Raw genomic sequence first — 2,500 nt, 5'->3', positions numbered from 1 at the left:
CTTCGTCTAACACTCTGATTCCATATCGCTGTCCCACTACCCCAGAAGATAAATCCTCTGGTTTAGGCTGTTCCCCGTTCGCTCACCACTACTTAGGGAATCGAGTTTTCTTTCTCTTCCTCCAGCTACTAAGATGTTTCAGTTCGCTGGGTTGGCTCTTTCCGACCTATATATTCAGTCGGCAGTACATAGGGTTGCCCCATTCGGACATCTCCGGCTCACTGCTTGCTTCCAACTCCCCGGAGTATTTCGTCGGTTGCCACGTCCTTCTTCGCCTCTGTGTGCCTAGGTATCCACCATCAGCCCTAATTAGCTTGACCACTTCTATTGCTATGTCAGTGGTTGTTATTTAGGCTTATAGGATCTTTAACTAAGCTGATTTTGCATTAGTTATTTTGACCTACCTGCAATTATTTTAATTGGCATGATTATGCAGTTTTCAAGGTTCTGGCTGGAGATGCTCCAGCAGCTTGGCTTTTCGCCTCAGTGCTGAATTTTCTCAACTTTCCTAGCTTATCACTTTCGCTCTAAGACGTCAATAAACTGAAGCTAAACTTTTTAAACTCAATTTAACTTGTCTTCTCACTGCTGTGAAATTACTTTCAGGTGGGCCATCCTGGACTCGAACCAGGGACCTCACCCTTATCAGGGGTGCGCTCTAACCACCTGAGCTAATAGCCCCGACTCGGTTTCTCTGAACCGAACTCTAGTTTGAAAGCCTCACATCAATCCTCGAACGACCTTGGTTGACCTGACAATTGTTGTTTCCACAACAACTGTTGGGTAGGTCTCCCTAAAAAGGAGGTGATCCAGCCACACCTTCCGGTACGGCTACCTTGTTACGACTTCACCCCAGTCACCAGCCCTGCCTTCGGCATCCCCCTCCGCAAGCGGTTAGGGTAACGACTTCGGGCGTGGCCAGCTTCCATGGTGTGACGGGCGGTGTGTACAAGGCCCGGGAACGTATTCACCGCCGTATGGCTGACCGGCGATTACTAGCGATTCCGCCTTCACGCAGGCGAGTTGCAGCCTGCGATCTGAACTGAGCCATGGTTTATGGGATTTGCTTGAATTCGCATTCTTGCTGCCCTTTGTCCATAGCATTGTAGTACGTGTGTAGCCCAGAGCGTAAGGGGCATGCTGACTTGACGTCATCCCCACCTTCCTCCGGTTTGTCACCGGCAGTCTTTCTAGAGTGCCCAACTTAATGCTGGCAACTAAAAACGAGGGTTGCGCTCGTTGCGGGACTTAACCCAACATCTCACGACACGAGCTGACGACAGCCATGCACCACCTGTGTCCCGGTTCCCGTAGGCACTCTTGAGTTTCCCCAAGATTCCGGGCATGTCAAGCCCTGGTAAGGTTCTTCGCGTTGCATCGAATTAAACCACATACTCCACCGCTTGTGCGGGCCCCCGTCAATTCCTTTGAGTTTCACACTTGCGTGCGTACTCCCCAGGCGGGATACTTAACGCGTTAGCTCCGGCACTGCTTGGGTCGATACAAGCAACGCCTAGTATCCATCGTTTACAGCTAGGACTACTGGGGTATCTAATCCCATTCGCTCCCCTAGCTTTCGTCCCTGAGTGTCAGTTGCGGCCTAGCAGAGCGCTTTCGCCACCGGTGTTCTTCCTGATCTCTACGCATTTCACCGCTACACCAGGAATTCCCTCTGCCCCTACCGCACTCTAGCTTCTCAGTTTCCACTGCCTGTTCGGAGTTAAGCCCCGACCTTTGACAGCAGACTTGAAATGCCACCTGCGGACGCTTTACGCCCAATGATTCCGGATAACGCTTGCATCCTCCGTATTACCGCGGCTGCTGGCACGGAGTTAGCCGATGCTGATTCCTCAGGTACCGTCATTGTGTTCTTCCCTGAGAAAAGGAGTTTACAACCCAAGAGCCTTCCTCCCCCACGCGGTATTGCTCCGTCAGGCTTTCGCCCATTGCGGAAAATTCCCCACTGCTGCCTCCCGTAGGAGTCTGGGCCGTGTCTCAGTCCCAGTGTGGCTGATCATCCTCTCAGACCAGCTACTGATCGTCGCCTTGGTAGGCTCTTACCCCACCAACTAGCTAATCAGACGCGAGCTCCCCTCTAGGCTAAAAATACTTTCACCTCTCGGCATATCGGGTCTTAGCCACCGTTTCCAGTGGTTATCCCCGTCCTAAAGCCAGATTCTCACGCGTTACTCACCCGTCCGCCACTAAGTCCTAAGACTTCGTTCGACTTGCATGTGTTAAGCATACCGCCAGCGTTCATCCTGAGCCAGGATCAAACTCTCCGTTTTATTCAACAGAGTTTTGTCCTTGACTGCTACTTTCTGTTTCGCAATCCGGACTCTTATCATCTAAGAGTTGTTTTGACGAAGACTTGATGTGCTTTATTTGGCTTTCAAACTATTATTCTTTTCTTGGTTCAGTTGCCCTTCCGGAGGCGCTTTGCGCTCGCCTTTCCTTCTGGCGCTTTACTAATATATCTAACCTCAATCGATATTGTCAA

General features: G+C 50.9%; 1 tRNA gene and 2 rRNA genes (1 of these 3 cut by a window edge). All 3 read right to left on the bottom strand.

Annotated elements, in window-relative coordinates:
* Positions 1 to 320 (bottom strand): 23S ribosomal RNA (locus tag CSQ79_RS26740); it reaches 2,561 nt to the left of the window's first position.
* 287 nt (positions 321 to 607) lie between these two features.
* Positions 608 to 681: transfer RNA gene (locus CSQ79_RS26735), tRNA-Ile, on the bottom strand.
* 116 nt (positions 682 to 797) lie between these two features.
* A 16S ribosomal RNA gene (locus CSQ79_RS26730) occupies positions 798 to 2,288 on the bottom strand.
* Together the 16S and 23S rRNA genes with 1 tRNA gene alongside form the textbook arrangement of a ribosomal RNA operon.
* Between the last annotated feature and the right edge of the window lie 212 nt (positions 2,289 to 2,500).

Source organism: Gloeocapsopsis sp. IPPAS B-1203 (genome assembly GCF_002749975.1).
GTDB lineage: Bacteria > Cyanobacteriota > Cyanobacteriia > Cyanobacteriales > Chroococcidiopsidaceae > Gloeocapsopsis.
This window is presented reverse-complemented; position numbering and strand designations above follow the sequence as displayed.